This is a genomic window from Polynucleobacter sp. Nonnen-W13 (genome assembly GCF_018881735.1).
Taxonomy (GTDB): domain Bacteria; phylum Pseudomonadota; class Gammaproteobacteria; order Burkholderiales; family Burkholderiaceae; genus Polynucleobacter.
In genome coordinates this window covers 605,461-620,923 of the sequence record NZ_JACVPU010000001.1, presented here as the reverse complement: position 1 = coordinate 620,923, position 15,463 = coordinate 605,461, and the positions used below count along the sequence as shown (strand labels likewise).

The window sequence follows — 15,463 nt, the reverse complement described above, 5'->3', positions numbered from 1 at the left end:
CTTAAACCTCTTCCTCAAGAGTATCAGCGAGATGGTCGTACTTTAGAAAATTTTCACGATGTCTTCTGTAGTACAAAAGTCCTTCATTCAGACTGGCCACAGTTGCACCCTGCTCTCGCATTTTGTCCCAAAGATTCCAATCCTCTTGTGGATGAATGCCATCAGCATATCTTTCCCTGTAACCCACTTGTTGACCCAGGGAGGTTCGATACATCATCGAACCATGGTGCTTTCCTTCACGGTCCCAATAGAGATCTCCTTGGTGAGACCTAGTTTCACCGGGAACGCGGTCATGAATCTCTTCCTTCAACTCACCAGTAACCACTATGTCATAAGTCACAATATCTGCACGCGCATTGGATAAGCGCTCAATCGCATCCGATCTAAGCCAATTATCAGCACCTATGAAAAGAACGTATTCCGTATCAATCCCCATTAGTACATCATGGAAGTTATCCACAGTACCTAAATTCTGAGACCTGAGAATATATTCAATATCGGGGTATAAGTCAGGTAAATGGCCGCAATCATGCGCGCCATCATCGACAAAAAGAATTCTGGCGGGAGCTTTTGTTTGAGATAGCAAGGACTCAATGCAGTGCGCTGCAAGGTGGCCGTACTTATAAGAGGCGATAACGACAGTAATCATATTGCTGGGGATTAGAACATGAAAGTATGATGTCCGAATGAAGCGTTGCTTTAAACCCCATACAATAGACATATGTTGATACAAATCGCCAATCTTCTCCTCCAAGTTCTCGTTAGTATCATCGCGGGCGCATGTCTACTGAGATGCTATCTCCAGTGGCTCGCGTTTAATCTGGGGTCGGGCCAAAGCAGAACAATCGGTGCATACGTGCTTCCACTGAGTAATTGGATTGTGATTCCACTTCGCAAGCTGATTCCAAGTATTGGTCGCTTTGATGTCGCTAGTTTTTTAGCTGCCTACTTACTGGTCGCAGCAAAGACAGCAATTCTTTTATTGCTCTCAGGAGCCGCTCTTACTAACATCTCGTGGCTTCTATTGGCCTTAATTGATTTAGTCGATCTGATACTTTCAGGATTGGTTGGCTTAGTTTTTGCAGGCGTGATTCTCTCTTGGCTTAGTGCTGGCTCCCAGATTCAGCACTTGGTCTCGCTACTAGTTGAGCCTCTACTGGCGCCAATCAGAAAAGCAATGCCCAATTTTGGAGCCCTAGATTTATCGCCCCTACTGCTACTCCTGATCTTGCAAGTTCTGCAGATTGTGGTGAGTAATCTCAGGTGACTAATTTAAGCTAATTAGCCTCAAGATGCTCCTGAATGACCTTAATAAAATGCTCTCCATAACGCTCTAGCTTAGCTTGCCCAACCCCACCAATACGACTGAATTGATCTAAGGTAGTGGGCGTCGATTTCACCATCTCCTGCAAAGTGCTGTCATGAAAAATCACATAGGGTGGTACCCCTTGTTCACGTGCTAGTTCAGTCCGCTGAGCCTTGAGTGCCTCCCACAGTTTTTCATCTGTAATACTATTGAAGGGATGTGTAGAACCTTTTCTTGCATTAGACTTGGCGGCCCTGCTCTTGGAATAACCCGCCTCTTTTCGTAGCCAAACTTCCTGCTCTCCACGTAGCACTGGCAAGGCAATGTTATCTACCAACTTTAAGCCGCCATGTAATGCAATATCAGCATCCAAATATCCGCCAGCTACTAATTGGCGATAAATACTATTCCACTGAGTCTGATTGAGTTCTACACCAATACCAAATGTACTCACCTGCTCATGAAAATATTGCTTTACCCTAGGAGTCACTTTACCTAACAGCACATCAATTAAATGAGTCACACCAAAGCGTTGGCCTGTGCGATACACACATGACAATGCCTTTTGTACTTCTTGTGTGGCATTCCAAGTGGCTACTGGTTCTAGGCAGTTGTCGCAATTACCGCAACTACCCGCATGCACTTCACCAAAGTAGCGCAGGATCGTTTGATGTCGGCAAGTCGTAGATTCGCAATAGCCCAGCAAAGCATTGAGTTTTTGGCGCTCCACCCTCTTACGATCTTCGGAGGCTTCACCAGCATCTACCATTTGCCGCAAGCTCACCACATCTCCAAATCCGTAGGCCATCCAAGCATTGGCTGGAAAGCCATCACGACCTGCTCGTCCAGTTTCTTGGTAATAGCCTTCCATACTTTTAGGGAGATCTAGATGAGCCACAAAGCGGACGTTGGGCTTATCAATCCCCATACCAAAAGCTACAGTTGCAACCATGATGACGCCTTCTTCACGCAAGAAGCGTTTTTGATTGGCGCTGCGCGTCTCTACGCTAAGGCCTGCGTGATACGGCATAGCATCCCACCCGCGGTCTTGCAACCATTGCGCAGTCTCTTCTACACTGCGACGTGATAGACAATAAATAATTCCAGAGTCATCGGCGTGCTCTACATCTAAGAAGTGCTCTAACTGTTGTTTGGCTCTCTGTTTTTGCAGAACTCGATACTTAATATTGGGTCGATCGAAGCTAGAGACAAACTGCTCGGCAGATTCTAATGAAAGACGTTCCACAATTTCTGCGCGGGTTGGCGTATCTGCCGTCGCTGTTAAGGCAATACGAGGCACCTTCGGAAAGCGCCCGTGTAAAACAGTTAACTGGCGATATTCTGGACGAAAATCATGACCCCATTGCGAAACGCAGTGCGCTTCATCAATAGCAAATAAGGCAATTCCAGGTCCCGCATGAAGTCGATCAAGTATGGATAGAAAGCCTGGGTTCATTAAACGTTCTGGTGCTACATAGATCAAATCAAGATCTCCAGCTAACAATTGACTGGTTACCTTTTGAGATGTCACTGCATCCAAACTAGAGTTCAAAAATGAAGCCTTAACGCCTAACTGAGTTAGCGCATCCACCTGATCTTGCATTAGTGCGATTAAGGGTGAAACCACTACCCCTACACCACGTCGAACAAGTGATGGAATCTGATAGCACAGTGATTTACCTGCACCAGTGGGCATGAGGACCAAAGCATCACCACCAGAAACTACATGCTCAACAATAGACTCCTGAGCACCACGAAATTGATCAAAGCCAAAAACATCATGAAGTATTTGCTGACTCGATTGCAACAGTAATACTCCTTTGAAATAAAAAGCCCCACGTCATGGCGGGGCTTGATGAATATCTTTTCTATATCTACAAATACAGAATCTGGCTGGCGGAGAGGGTGGGATTCGAACCCACGGTAGGTTTGACCCTACGCCTGATTTCGAGTCAGGTACATTCGACCACTCTGCCACCTCTCCGAACCGAAAGGTGATTATAGCTTTCGGGGGCCTATTTAAATTTCTAACCCTTTAGTTAAAGAGGCTTCAATACCTCTAAACCACCCAAGTAAGGTCGCAAGGCTTTCGGTATAGCAATGCTGCCATCGGCCTGCTGGCAATTCTCTAAAAGAGCAACGCCAGTTCTTCCAACTGCAAGCCCAGAACCATTTAAGGTATGCACCAACTCCGGCTTACCTTGACCAGCTTTATATCTTGCCTGCATACGTCTAGCCTGGAAATCTCCCATATTGGAGCAAGAGCTAATTTCGCGATAGGCATTTTGTGATGGAATCCAGACCTCAAGGTCATAAGTCTTTGTGCTTCCAAAGCCCATATCGCCAGTGCATAGCAATACTTTTCGGTAAGGCAACTCAAGTAACTCCAACACCTTTTCTGCGTGCGCAGTTAACTCTTCAAGTAGCTGCATTGAGTCTTCTGGCTTTGCAATTTGTACGAGCTCTACTTTTTCAAATTGGTGTTGACGAATCATGCCGCGCACGTCGCGGCCATAGCTTCCAGCCTCGGATCTAAAGCATGGAGTATGAGCAGCAAATTTCAGTGGCAACTCTTCAGCCGCAGTAATAGTGTCACGCACTAAATTAGTAACCGGTACTTCTGCTGTCGGTATCAAATAAAAGTTTTCAACTTTTGCTTCGCCTGCCCCATCTTCACCACCCATTTGACGTGGGACCTTAAATAAGTCTTCTTCAAATTTCGGCAGCTGGCCAGTACCCCGCATAGATGCAGCATTCACCATGAGGGGAACGTAGAGCTCTTCATAGCCATGTTGGGTTGTATGTAGATCGATCATGAATTGCGCTAGTGCACGATGTAACCTGGCAACAGGCCCCTTCAGAACAACAAAGCGTGAGCCGCTAATCTTTGCAGCAGATTCAAAATCAAGCCCTAAGGGTGCACCCAAATCCACATGATCCTTCACGGGAAATGCAAACTCAGGGATCGCGCCCCAACGCTTTACTTCCTTATTTTCAGTTTCATCTTTACCTACCGGAACCGCTTCATCAGGCAAGTTAGGAATACCCATCAAGAAATCCGCAATCTCCACTTGCAATACTGCTAAGCGTGCTGCACCTGATTCCATATCAAGGTTAATCTGCGTTGCTTCAGCCATTTCAGCAGCGGCGTCTTCCCCTTTGCCCTTTTTCATACCAATAGCTTTAGCCAACTGGTTACGCTTAGCTTGCAATTCTTCAGTACGAGTTTGCAAGGATTTACGCTCGGACTCTAAGGTGTTGAACTTCTCAACATCGAGTTGGAATTTACGCGTAGCTAAACGGGTAGCAACGGCTGCGATATCTTTACGGAGTAATTGCGGATCAATCATGTAATGCTCTATTGGTTAATGGGTATGTACGTTAGTTTAAGCGTAAGACTTCTGCGCCAGCAGGTGGCACAAAGGTAAAGCGATTAGCGGGTAGGCTCACATTGAGCTGAATCTTATCTAGCGTGACTAAAACAACACTCCCAAGGCCATCAATGAGTTCCAGCGCTTTGGGCAGGCCATTGGCCATTCCGACTGAGATCTTGGTATACGGCAGATCATTGCCATTTTTTGCATTGGGGGTTTTCTTGGGCGCAAGGGCAACCCATTTCAGACCCAAGCGATCTTCGCCCTCGACCAAATCAAAATGCTGATCTAAGGAAGTTTCACCAAATAAAATTGCAGCAGGGGTAGTAGCCAAAGCCTGCCCCGCAGGCCTAAAGGTGGCTTGATTTAAATCTTTGTCCCACAAAATGAGTTGCTTGCCATCAGCAATGAGTTTTTGCTCATATGGTTTTTGCGTATCCCAGATAAATCTGCCTGGACGTTGAAACACAAAACGCCCTTGTGTTTGGCGAACCACTTTTAAACCTTTGTCTTGTGGTTCATTAGCTTTGGGTGCGCGCAACTGCTGTTGCACAAACTCACCCTCTGCAGTTTTAGAATTGCGCACAAACTGACGCAACTGCTCAGCCCCACTCTCGCTTTGCGCCAATACTAAATTGGAAGATAGGAATACTGTGAGTCCTAAAACTACTACCGGGAAAAATCTACGCAAGGGGATAACCTTATTCGGAAGGGCGATGGAGGATTTCGCGATTACCGCCATTACCCATCTTAGAAACTAAACCAGCTTTCTCCATATCCTCGAGTAAGCGGGCTGCGCGGTTATAGCCAATGCGCAAGTGACGCTGCACCAAAGAGATTGATGGGCGCTTATTTTCTAAAACAATAGCTACTGCTTGATCGTACAAGGGATCGGCTTCGCCTCCGCCTTCACCGGTCAATGCATCGATAGTTGATTCATCAGCACCTTCTAAAACACCATCAATGTAGTTGGCCTCACTCTTCTCTTTGAGCCACTCGACCACGCGATGAACCTCGTCGTCAGAAACAAAGGCGCCATGGACGCGAACCGGTAAGCCGGTTCCCGGCGCCATATAGAGCATGTCACCCATACCCAGCAGCGCTTCAGCACCCTGTTGATCCAAAATCGTACGACTATCGATCTTGCTGCTCACTTGGAATGAAATACGAGTTGGTACGTTGGCCTTGATCAGGCCGGTAATGACATCCACGCTAGGGCGTTGTGTTGCCAAGACCAAATGAATACCTGCAGCACGCGCCTTTTGTGCGATACGTGCAATCAACTCTTCGATCTTCTTACCGGAGACCATCATCAAGTCTGCCAACTCATCAATTACGATGACAATCACGGGGGCTTTATAAATTGGCTCCGGATCCTCAGGAGTCAAGCTAAATGGATTAGTGAGCTTCTCACCTTTTTCTTCAGCCTCTAAGATTTTTTTATTAAAGCCAGCCAAGTTACGTACGCCAAACTTACTCATGAGCTTGTAGCGACGCTCCATCTCATTCACAGCCCAGTTGAGTGCGTTATACGCCTGCTTCATGTCAGTAACCACTGGACATAAGAGATGTGGAATCTTGTCGTACATCGCCATTTCAAGCATCTTCGGATCAATCATGATCAAGCGCACTTCATCAGGCTTTGCCTTGAAGAGAATGGACAAAATCATTGCGTTGATACCAACGGATTTACCAGCACCAGTAGTACCAGCAACCAAGCAATGCGGCATCTTCGCCAAGTCAGCCACGACGGGGCTACCTGAAATATCCTTACCCAAAGCAAGAGTCAAGTTAGAGTGGCTATCGTTGTAAACCTGTGAACTCAAAATCTCAGAGAGATAAACCGATTGACGTGTTGGGTTTGGTAGCTCCAAGGCCATACAAGTTTTGCCTGGAATAGTTTCCACTACCCGCATACTCACTACGCCTAGTGAGCGCGCTAAGTCACGCGAGAGATTGACAATCTGGCTACCCTTTACACCAACAGCAGGATCAATTTCGTAACGAGTTACCACTGGGCCGGGGTAGGCTGCAATGACTTTTACATCTACGTTGAACTCGGCTAACTTGCGCTCAATTAAGCGAGAAGTAAATTCCAATACATCTGCCGAAATCGTTTCTTTTACTTCTGGCACGGGATCAAGCAGAGCCAAGGGCGGCAATTCTGAATCTGGAATATCCACAAATAGTGGCTGCTGTTTTTCACGCTCAACGCGGGCGCTCTTCGGAATTTCTACTGGGGCACGAACAATCTGAACGGGCTTAGCAATTTCCACTCGCCCACGAAACTCTTCAACGAACTCTTCGCGCTCTTCAGCAGCCGCTTCACCTAATTTACGATCTTCTTCGCTATCGCGACGCTCTCGTAAACGGTTATAAGCAAGCTCAAGAGTGCGACCTACTTTTTCAGCAACTTCTAACCAGGAAAAGTGCAGAAATAAGGACAGGCCAGCACATAGAGTAAATAACAACACGAGGGTGGAACCCGTAAAACCCAGAGTCATCTGCAAGGGATCCCCAATGAGCTCGCCCAAAATACCGCCAGGAGGCCTAGGAAGCTCCCAGGTCAGCGAATGCATTCGAATAGACTCAATACCCATACTGCTCAATAAAGTCAGCCCAAAGCCCAACCAACGCACTAGCAAGGAGTCTGGTTTAGCATCTGGATCCTGCGGAAGAGGAATACTCCAAAGCTCACGCCAGCCAGTCAGAACGCGGCGGCCAAAGAGCACGACCCACCAAAATGCAGAAATACCGAAGATATAGAGCATTAAGTCGGCCAAATAGGCTCCAAAACGCCCACCCAGGTTCTTGGGAGCCTCAAAGCTGGCGTGTGACCAAGCTGGATCTGCCTTGGAATAAGTCACCAAAATAGCTAGCAAACCCAAACAAAGGCCAAGGGAGATAAACCAGCGGGCTTCTAAAAGAAGACGGGGCATCCTACCCTGCCCTTGATTCTCAGGGGGCTGGAGGCCTAAAGGTGTTTTGGACTTCGGGTATGCGGTTCTTGCCATGTTCTACCGATTGTAATCAAGCAATCCTATAATTTGAATATGACTTCAAATACCCCAAAACACTCCAAAGTTCTCATCCTCGGTTCAGGCCCTGCTGGCTACACAGCTGCCGTATATGCAGCGCGAGCCAATCTGAGCCCCACCCTTGTTACTGGCCTGGCACAAGGTGGCCAATTAATGACCACTACAGATGTAGAAAACTGGCCAGCTGACCCAGATGGTGTCCAAGGCCCAGAGCTGATGGATCGTTTTTTAAAGCATGCTGAGCGCTTTAACACCAATATCATCTTTGATCATATTCACACAGCAGCTCTAACTGAAAAGCCCATCCGTTTGGTTGGCGACTCGGGAACTTACACATGTGATGCCTTGATTATTTCCACAGGGGCCTCTGCTCAATACATCGGCCTTCCAAGTGAGGAAGCATTCATGGGTCGTGGTGTTTCTGGTTGCGCAACATGCGATGGCTTCTTCTATCGCAATCAAGATGTTTGCGTAGTCGGCGGCGGCAACACTGCTGTTGAAGAAGCGCTCTACCTGACTGGCATCGCTAAAAAGGTGACCGTGATTCATCGGCGCGATAAATTCCGCGCAGAGCCAATCCTGAATGATCGCCTCATGGCCAAAGTAGCCGAGGGCAAAGTCGAGCTGAAATTGAACTCGACCCTTGATGAAGTCTTGGGCGATGAAAAAGGTGTCACTGGTGTACGCATCAAGAAAGCTGATGGCAGCACAGAAGATATCGCAGTCACTGGCGCCTTTATTGCGATTGGCCACAAACCCAATACCGAATTATTTATCGGTCAGCTCGATATGAATAACGGCTACATCAAGACGCATTCCGGTTTGGAAGGCAATGCCACTGCTACCAATATCCCTGGCGTATTTGCAGCAGGCGATGTGCAGGACCACATTTACCGTCAAGCCATTACCAGCGCAGGTACTGGATGTATGGCTGCATTAGATGCCCAGCGCTACTTGGAGACTTTGGAGTAACACAGACTAAGCAAGGGACCAAATAAAAATGCCTAGCATTGCTAGGCATTTTTATTTACATTTTATTCTTCTAAATTGTCAGCGGCTCACCACTGGTAATAGTGGCACGATCAACAATGCCACGATGTTAATAATTTTGATGAGTGGGTTTACTGCAGGACCAGCAGTATCTTTGTAGGGGTCACCGACAGTATCACCAGTGACCGCAGCCTTGTGGGCCTCAGAACCTTTACCGCCAAAATGGCCTTCTTCAATATATTTCTTGGCGTTATCCCAAGCGCCGCCACCAGTGCACATAGATATTGCGACAAACAAGCCCGTCACAATCGTGCCCATCAGCAAGCCACCCAAAGCAGCGGGTCCCAGTAAGAGACCTACTGCGATAGGAGCCACTACGGGTAAAAGTGAAGGAACAATCATTTCCTTGATCGCGGCTGAGGTCAACATATCTACTGCTTTGCCGTACTCGGGTTTTGCAGTACCCTCCATAATTCCTGGGATCTCACGGAACTGACGGCGGACCTCTTCAACCACTGCACCAGCACAACGCCCGACCGCTTCCATTGCCATCGCACCAAACAAATATGGAATCATGCCACCAATAAAGAGGCCGATGATTACCATATGATCCGAGAGATCAAATGACACTTGCTGACCAATAGCCTCCAGCGCGTGGGTGTAATCCGCAAAGAGAACTAGCGCAGCAAGACCTGCTGAACCAATCGCATATCCCTTGGTTACGGCCTTGGTCGTATTGCCCACCGCATCCAATGGATCTGTAATGTCACGAACCGATTGCGGCATGCCAGCCATCTCTGCAATACCACCGGCATTATCTGTAATCGGACCATAGGCATCAAGAGCCACCACAATGCCAGCCATAGACAGCATCGCAGTCGCTGCAATCGCAATGCCATAAATACCTGCTAACCAGTAAGCTGCATAAATAGCAGCACAAACAAACAGCACTGGATAGGCAGTCGATTTCATCGAAATGCCTAAGCCTGCAATGATATTAGTACCGTGACCTTTGGTAGAGGCCTCAGCAATATGTTGTACTGGTTTAAATTGAGTACCCGTGTAGTACTCGGTAATCCAGACTAAGCCGGCAGTTAGCAGTAAACCAACTACAGTGGAGCCAAACAAACGCCACTGACTTCCTGGGATACCCAGGGCATCGTCAGGCATGATGAAATTAGTAACAAAATAGAATGCAACTAAAGAAATACTCCCAGCTATGATTAAACCTTTATACAGCGCAGGCATGACATTTTTCATACCCGGCGTTGCTTTCACAAAAGAGCAGCCAATAATCGAGGCAATGATCGAAACTCCACCCAGTAAAAGCGGGTAGACTACCGCAGCCGCTGATGCACTAGAAACCATGAGTGCACCTAACACCATTGTCGCAATTAGTGTCACTGCGTAAGTTTCAAATAAGTCAGCCGCCATACCAGCACAGTCACCGACGTTATCTCCAACGTTATCGGCAATCACTGCAGGATTCCGTGGATCATCCTCCGGAATACCTGCCTCCACTTTTCCGACTAAGTCAGCGCCTACGTCAGCGCCTTTTGTAAAGATACCGCCGCCCAATCGCGCGAAGATAGAAATCAAGGAAGAGCCGAATGCTAAACCGATTAAGGGGTGCAAAACTGATGATAGGTCTTTACCCGATCCAATTGATATAAGGAACATAAAGAAAAGGCCAACACCCAGTAAGCCAAGTCCTACTACCAACATACCAGTAATAGCGCCACCTTTGAATGCCACATTGAGAGCTTCATTCATTCCTTTGGTAGCCGCTTCCGCAGTTCGGACATTAGCCCGCACAGAAATATTCATACCAATAAAGCCACAGGCGCCCGAAAGTACCGCACCAATGACGAAGCCGATAGCCGTTGCAAAATCCAGAAACAGCGCTATCAAGATCGTGAGGACTACACCAACAATGGAAATCGCCTTGTATTGGCGGGATAAGTAAGCTGCAGCTCCCTGCTGGATCGCCTCAGCAATTTCTTGCATCTTTGCGTTACCAGTACTTTGCTTCAATATCCATCCGCGCATCACAAAGCCATAAATCACGGCTAGAACACCGCACGCCAAGGAAAAATACAAGCCTAATGTGACATTACCCATGCTTGAACCCCTTATAAATTAGATCTAAATTGTGTTTATCTGTCAGCTATGTCCGCCCAATTCTGAAAGCGATAAACTAAAGCCTATAAGCTTTACCAGTATGTAGCAGAATTACTACCCTAGCGCTTTTGTAAGATCAGGGTATTTACTAATCACTATCCGGAGTATGAATGAGTCTCGACAACGTCAAACCAGGGAAAAAAATCCCCGAAAGCTTTAATGTCATCATCGAAATCCCAATGAATGCAGATCCAATCAAGTATGAAGTTGACAAAGAAAGTGGTGCCATTTTTGTTGACCGCTTTATGGGCACTGCAATGCATTACCCATGCAACTATGGGTATATCAATAAAACTATTGCTGGTGATGGTGACCCCGTTGATGTGCTTGTTATCACTCCATTCCCTTTGATTCCTGGTGTGGTTGTGAGTTGTCGCGCAATTGGGGTATTGATGATGGAAGATGAAGGCGGACAAGATGCCAAATTGTTAGCCGTTCCAGAAGATAAGATTTTGCCTATTTATACCCATTGGCAAAAACCAGAAGACATCAATCCATTACGTTTAAATCAAATCCAGCATTTTTTCGAACACTACAAAGATCTCGAGCCAGGTAAGTGGGTGAAAGTTAAAGGGTGGGGTGGTGTTGCCGATGCCCATAAAGAAATTCTTGAAGGTATTGAGGCATACAAAAAAGAGCATCAAAGCTAATTCTTATTCAACTTGTTAACCAGATTGAGCTCGCAAAAAATCGCCCTAGCGCAAATCAACCCACTTTTGGGTGATTTGCCTGGCAATGCGCAGCTCATCTCTCAAGCCGTGGCAGATGCTTATGCACAAGGCGCCACAATCGTACTTACGCCAGAGCTCTCGCTCACTGGCTACCCCCCAGAAGATTTATTATTGCGTCCTGCCTTCATTGAGGCAGTAGATCGAGAGCTCAGCTGTTTAATGCTAGAGCTCCAGAAGTTCCCGGGGCTGACTGTGATTATTGGCCACCCCAAGAAAACTACCCTTGGTCTACAAAACTATGCTTCTGTCATTCGTGATGGCAGGATCATCGCTGGCTATGCCAAACAAGAGTTACCTAATCATGAAGTGTTTGATGAGGTGCGTTATTTCACACCAGGGCATGAGGCCTGTGTCTTTGAACATGCAGGTATTCAGTACGGGCTTATTCTTTGTGAAGATGCATGGCATGCAGGTCCAGCAAAACAGGCTCATGCAGCAGGCGGCCAAGTACTGCTGGTTCTCAATGCCTCGCCTTATCACCTCCAAAAAGAATCTTTACGTATTGAAGTACTGCGCAAACAGATTGCCCTAAGTCAGATGCCATTAGTTTACGTAAATGCAGTCGGCGGCCAAGATGAACTGGTGTTTGATGGTGGCTCATTTGCGCTAAATAGCACAGGCAAAGTAGTGATGACCATGCCACAGTTTGAAACCGCTCTTGGCTATGTCAATGTCAATCCCTCCGCCGATTTAGAACCAGGAGCAATGGTTGTCCCGACTAGTGTGGAAGCTCAGGCTTACCAAGCACTTGTTCTAGGTGTGCGTGACTATGTTCAAAAAAATCGTTTTCCAGGAGTCATTATTGGCCTCTCGGGTGGAGTTGATTCTGCATTGGTGTTAGCAATTGCAGTAGATGCATTGGGCGCAGACAAAGTTCGCACCGTCATGATGGCTTCACGCTATACAGCTGACATCTCCTGGATTGATGCCAGAGAAATGGCTCAGAATCTAGGCGTGCAATATGATGAGATTCCAATTAGCGAGCCTGTTGATGCTTTGGAGCATGCTCTAGCTGAGCAATTTAAAGGCCTAAAACTTGATGCTACTGAAGAAAATATTCAGGCACGCGTGCGTGGCACCCTCCTGATGGCCCTCTCCAATAAAACAGGTCGACTAGTTTTAACTACGGGCAACAAGAGTGAAATGGCTGTGGGCTACTGCACTCTTTACGGAGATATGGCTGGTGGCTTTGCGGTCATTAAAGATATTGCCAAAACTTTGGTCTATCGCTTATGCGCTTATCGCAATAGCATTGCCCCGATCATTCCGGAGCGGATTTTGACGCGCGCGCCTTCAGCAGAATTACGCCCCGATCAGACCGATCAAGACAGCTTGCCATCATATGAAGTATTGGATGGCATCGTCGAGCGCTATATGGAGCAAAACCAATCTATCGCCCAAATCATTGCTGCCGGGTTTGATCCTGAAAGCGTAGAAAAAGTCACCCGTCTCATTAAGCTTAATGAGTACAAACGTCGCCAAGCACCCCCTGGCGTTCGAGTCACTACTAGAGCCTTTGGGCGTGACTGGCGCTACCCAATTACCTCCCAATTTAGAGCCTAACGGGGCATTGGTTTTCAGTTCTAGGTATGATTACTATATTAAGGGGAATATATGAAGCTAATCACATCCATTATTAAGCCGTTCAAACTTGACGAAGTTCGTGAAGCCTTAGCTGAAGTAGGCGTTACCGGACTGACTGTTACCGAAGTTAAAGGCTTTGGTCGCCAAAAAGGTCACACTGAACTCTATCGTGGCGCAGAGTATGTAGTCGACTTTTTGCCCAAAGTAAAAGTAGAAGTAGTTGTTGCTGATGACCGCGTCGATTCAGCAATTGAGGCAATTACTAAAGCAGCACGTACAGGCAAGATTGGTGATGGCAAGATTTTTGTTAGCCCAATCGAACAGGCTATTCGTATTCGCACTGGCGAAACTAACGACTCAGCTGTTTAAGCAGCAGGATTTGATGCGCTAACTCGCCAACTCTTCCGAGGGTTAGCGCTGCTGCAAATCTGCCCGGTCTACAGAAGGGATCGCTACTTCAGCAGCTTCTAATATTAAAGTTTTGTGATTGAGATTTGTCAGGCGTACTTTTGCACCCTGAAAAAACACATCAGCCTGAGCAAGTCCGCTAGTCAGCACTTTGAATGGAGGCTTGCCATAAAAAGATACTCCTGCACTAGGCTCAATCATCTTGTTTTGCATCTTCCCAGAAGCATCACTGACACAAACAACTTGCTTCGATTTCACCTGCACATAAACCATATCTGCCGCCTTACGTGGGGCATCTGTTTTATAGCTAACAATGCCCTCTTCAGGAGGACATGCTGTTGCGACTTCAGCGCTAGCAACTGGAGCTGGCAGCGCAGGAGCAGGGGTTGCTGAAGAAGCTGGGGCTACCGGTACTGGCTCGGCTGGTACGGGCTCAATAATTTCTTCTTTTACGAGGACGATTTCTGCCGGTTTTTCTGAGAAAAATAAAGGCTGTAAATTAACTACTGCAAATACTGCTGCAGCAACTACGCTCAACCAAAGAAACGGTTTGCTTTGTGAACTCGATTTTGGCTTTGAGGTGACTTGATTGAGGGGCGCTTCATTTTCCTGAACTTCTGTTTCTTCTACGGGTAACTGACTCTCTTGTACCTGCTCCTGAGTTTGCGCGACATCTATTTTGGCTTCCGCCTTTTTAGGAGGCTCTTTTTTAGCCTCCTTACTCATTGGATCATCTGTTAATTTAACTTCTGCAATTGGTAACTGTAATACGCTTGAGGTCTCAGGAGCAATTGCACCGAAATCAAATGCCTCTTCATCACTTAACTTAAGCAACTTTGCTACTTTTTTAGCAGCAGTTGCTTTGATTTGAGCGCTATAGAAGGAGCTGGTTTCACCGTTTTCAATCTGCTCAATTTGCCGAGTGGATAGACATGCCATTCCACCAAGATCTTTAGTAGTCAAGCACAGCTTTTCACGAGCCTGAATAAAAGCCTCTTTGCGAATCTCAGGAATCTTGGAAGTGGTATTCACAAAATTGATTTAAGTGTTTTATCTATCAAAATAATGCCCCATCTTAGTGCTAATTTAGCTACAGGGAAATTAGCTCAAGAGCTAGCATTCTGGAGGTTTTCTAAATCAGATTCAAGGTACTTTGCAACCAATAATTGAACCGAATCCACATTCATCTTATCCATCACTCTAGCCTTGTGAACCTTGATTGTGGCGTCGGTTGTACCCAACTTAACAGCAATATCCTTATTGAGCAATCCCTTCACCAGCCAAAAGCAGACCTCCTTTTCTCTAGGAGTAAGAGTTGCATAGTCTTTCTTAGTCTCTACTTCCTTGGAAACCCGTTTGAGTTGACGTCTATCAAACTCAAGGGCGTCTGCAACTGCTTTCAATAAATCCTCCAAATTGAAGGGCTTGAAGAGAAAATCTACCGCGCCACGCTTGAGGCTGGTAACAATTTGATGGGGATGACTCTGCCCACTGATAAACACAATGGGGGTTTTACGGCTCAGTTGGACTAATTTTTCCTGTAAATCCAATCCAGTCATATCCGGCATTTGCATATCTAGCAAAATGACGGCCGGCGCCACTGGCACTGAATGCTCTAAAAATGCCACTGCGGAGGAGAATTCCTCCACGATGTAACCGACATCCTTGAGCATTCTGCCTAAGGAGGTACGCATCGACTCATCGTCATCTATTAGATAGATGTGGCCAACTTTAGTCATTGAATTTAAAAGGAAAAGTAAGTGATGAGGCAATGTACCGCAGCTTTTCTGCCAAGGATATTAGCTTTTAGGCTAATAATTAGGCCGAATCAACAAATACAATAGACAAATC

At 46.7% G+C, this 15,463-nt stretch carries 13 protein-coding genes and 1 tRNA gene; 5 read left to right on the top strand and 9 right to left on the bottom strand.

Annotated elements, in window-relative coordinates; all coding sequences use genetic code 11:
• Position 1 precedes the first annotated feature (1 nt).
• On the bottom strand, positions 2-721 hold the full coding sequence (locus ICN27_RS03255) for a glycosyltransferase (protein WP_215309619.1): 720 nt from the start codon (positions 719-721) through the stop codon (positions 2-4).
• On the opposite strand from ICN27_RS03255, the gene ICN27_RS03250 reads away from it, so the two are divergent.
• On the top strand, positions 722-1,267 hold the full coding sequence (locus ICN27_RS03250) for a YggT family protein (RefSeq protein WP_216268959.1): 546 nt from the start codon (positions 722-724) through the stop codon (positions 1,265-1,267).
• 10 nt (positions 1,268-1,277) lie between these two features.
• Here the strand turns inward: ICN27_RS03250 and recQ are convergent, their stop codons facing one another.
• From recQ to ICN27_RS03225, 5 genes are all read right to left on the bottom strand, one after another.
• The gene (gene recQ, locus ICN27_RS03245; RefSeq protein WP_216268958.1) at positions 1,278-3,113 is read right to left on the bottom strand and encodes a DNA helicase RecQ; all 1,836 of its coding nucleotides are present in this window, start codon (positions 3,111-3,113) and stop codon (positions 1,278-1,280) included.
• An 87-nt stretch (positions 3,114-3,200) separates the two neighbouring features.
• Positions 3,201-3,290: transfer RNA gene (locus tag ICN27_RS03240), tRNA-Ser, on the bottom strand.
• Positions 3,291-3,345: 55 nt separating this feature from the next.
• Complete coding sequence (gene serS / locus ICN27_RS03235) at positions 3,346-4,656, bottom strand: serine--tRNA ligase (protein WP_216268957.1); 1,311 nt, start codon at positions 4,654-4,656, stop codon at positions 3,346-3,348.
• 31 nt (positions 4,657-4,687) lie between these two features.
• Positions 4,688-5,422 (bottom strand): outer membrane lipoprotein carrier protein LolA, encoded by a 735-nt coding sequence (locus ICN27_RS03230; RefSeq protein ID WP_216268956.1) that lies wholly within the window; start codon positions 5,420-5,422, stop codon positions 4,688-4,690.
• On the bottom strand, positions 5,382-7,694 hold the full coding sequence (locus ICN27_RS03225) for a DNA translocase FtsK (RefSeq protein ID WP_215309609.1): 2,313 nt from the start codon (positions 7,692-7,694) through the stop codon (positions 5,382-5,384). The genes ICN27_RS03230 and ICN27_RS03225 overlap by 41 nt, the downstream gene beginning before the upstream one ends.
• A gap of 39 nt (positions 7,695-7,733) precedes the next feature.
• On the opposite strand from ICN27_RS03225, the gene trxB reads away from it, so the two are divergent.
• The gene (trxB, locus tag ICN27_RS03220) at positions 7,734-8,690 is read left to right on the top strand and encodes a thioredoxin-disulfide reductase (protein ID WP_216268955.1); all 957 of its coding nucleotides are present in this window, start codon (positions 7,734-7,736) and stop codon (positions 8,688-8,690) included.
• A gap of 78 nt (positions 8,691-8,768) precedes the next feature.
• Here trxB and ICN27_RS03215 read toward each other — a convergent pair whose 3' ends face one another.
• Positions 8,769-10,829 carry a sodium-translocating pyrophosphatase gene (locus tag ICN27_RS03215; RefSeq protein WP_216266245.1) on the bottom strand — a complete coding sequence of 687 codons (2,061 nt, stop codon included), beginning with the start codon at positions 10,827-10,829 and terminating at the stop codon, positions 8,769-8,771.
• Positions 10,830-10,999: 170 nt separating this feature from the next.
• Here ICN27_RS03215 and ppa point away from each other — a divergent pair, with 170 nt between their 5' ends.
• Genes ppa through glnK form a run of 3 tightly spaced genes read left to right on the top strand, consistent with a single transcriptional unit; the run spans position 11,000 to position 13,573 of the window.
• A complete protein-coding gene (gene ppa / locus ICN27_RS03210; protein ID WP_216199300.1) occupies positions 11,000-11,539 on the top strand; it encodes an inorganic diphosphatase in 540 nt (179 codons plus the stop codon).
• Between the two features lie 24 nt (positions 11,540-11,563).
• Positions 11,564-13,183: an NAD+ synthase gene (locus tag ICN27_RS03205; protein WP_215309604.1), complete on the top strand. Its 1,620-nt coding sequence runs from the start codon at positions 11,564-11,566 to the stop codon at positions 13,181-13,183.
• A 51-nt stretch (positions 13,184-13,234) separates the two neighbouring features.
• The gene (gene glnK / locus ICN27_RS03200; RefSeq protein ID WP_015420723.1) at positions 13,235-13,573 is read left to right on the top strand and encodes a P-II family nitrogen regulator; all 339 of its coding nucleotides are present in this window, start codon (positions 13,235-13,237) and stop codon (positions 13,571-13,573) included.
• A 42-nt stretch (positions 13,574-13,615) separates the two neighbouring features.
• On the opposite strand, the gene ICN27_RS03195 is transcribed toward glnK, so the two are convergent.
• Complete coding sequence (locus ICN27_RS03195; protein ID WP_216268954.1) at positions 13,616-14,644, bottom strand: hypothetical protein; 1,029 nt, start codon at positions 14,642-14,644, stop codon at positions 13,616-13,618.
• Between the two features lie 74 nt (positions 14,645-14,718).
• Entirely contained in the window at positions 14,719-15,351 is a 633-nt protein-coding gene (locus ICN27_RS03190) for a response regulator transcription factor (RefSeq protein ID WP_216268953.1), read from the bottom strand.
• Positions 15,352-15,463 lie beyond the last annotated feature (112 nt).

Coding starts and splice junctions, on each gene's coding strand:
- ICN27_RS03255 (WP_215309619.1), bottom strand. CDS start 721: ATGTCTATTGTATGGGGTTTAAAGCAACGCTTCATTCGGACATCATAC.
- ICN27_RS03250 (WP_216268959.1), top strand. CDS start 722: ATGTTGATACAAATCGCCAATCTTCTCCTCCAAGTTCTCGTTAGTATC.
- serS (WP_216268957.1), bottom strand. CDS start 4,656: ATGATTGATCCGCAATTACTCCGTAAAGATATCGCAGCCGTTGCTACC.
- ICN27_RS03230 (WP_216268956.1), bottom strand. CDS start 5,422: ATGGCGGTAATCGCGAAATCCTCCATCGCCCTTCCGAATAAGGTTATC.
- ICN27_RS03225 (WP_215309609.1), bottom strand. CDS start 7,694: ATGGCAAGAACCGCATACCCGAAGTCCAAAACACCTTTAGGCCTCCAG.
- trxB (WP_216268955.1), top strand. CDS start 7,734: ATGACTTCAAATACCCCAAAACACTCCAAAGTTCTCATCCTCGGTTCA.
- ICN27_RS03215 (WP_216266245.1), bottom strand. CDS start 10,829: ATGGGTAATGTCACATTAGGCTTGTATTTTTCCTTGGCGTGCGGTGTT.
- ppa (WP_216199300.1), top strand. CDS start 11,000: ATGAGTCTCGACAACGTCAAACCAGGGAAAAAAATCCCCGAAAGCTTT.
- glnK (WP_015420723.1), top strand. CDS start 13,235: ATGAAGCTAATCACATCCATTATTAAGCCGTTCAAACTTGACGAAGTT.
- ICN27_RS03190 (WP_216268953.1), bottom strand. CDS start 15,351: ATGACTAAAGTTGGCCACATCTATCTAATAGATGACGATGAGTCGATG.